Consider the following 732-nt stretch of genomic DNA (forward strand, 5'->3'; position numbering starts at 1 on the left):
AACACATTTGCAGTTTTGTTTTCAAACCGACGGATGGCAGTAAAGTGACGAAGTACAAGCCTGGGCAGTACCTCGGCATCTACATCAACAGCGATAAGTTTGAAAACCAAGAGATCCGTCAATACAGCCTATCTTCTTCGGTTCAAGAGAACACTTACCGCATCTCCGTAAAACGTGAACAAGGCGGTAAAGTATCCAACTACCTGCACGATGAGCTAAACATCGGCGATAAAGTAAAACTCGCAGCGCCAGCGGGTGATTTCTTTATGGATGTAGACACCAATACACCAGTGGTGCTGATTTCTGCAGGTGTCGGCCTTACGCCAACACTGTCAATGCTAGAAAGCTTGACGGAACATCACGCGCCAGTGACTTGGGTACATGCAACAGAAAACAGCAAACACCACGCCTTTAAAGAGCACGTAAACCAGCTAGTCACGGCGAAAGAAAACATGAACGCGCTCATTTGGTATAACCAACCAACGGTAGAAGACAAGATAGGTGAAGACTTCCACTTTACCGGCTTTGTAAACCTGCATGAAATCGAAGCCGCACTCAAACAAGACAACGTAAAAGTGTACTTCTGTGGTCCGGTGGGCTTTATGCAGCACGTCGCGAAACAGCTACAAGAACTTGGCGGCCCTCAGGAACAATTCCATTACGAATGCTTTGGCCCACATAAGGTGGTTTAAGCGCGTTCACCTATCGGGAAAACAAAAAAGCCCACGAAGT

1 protein-coding gene is annotated in these 732 nt (G+C 47.0%); it reads left to right on the plus strand.

Going from position 1 to position 732, the window contains the following annotated elements; all coding sequences use genetic code 11:
• On the plus strand, positions 1-692 hold a 692-nt coding region (locus tag R7Z50_RS27050; protein ID WP_318149690.1), incomplete at its 5' end, for an FAD-binding oxidoreductase.
• Between the last annotated feature and the right edge of the window lie 40 nt (positions 693-732).

The sequence above is a fragment of the Vibrio sp. 1249-1 genome, assembly GCF_033340495.1.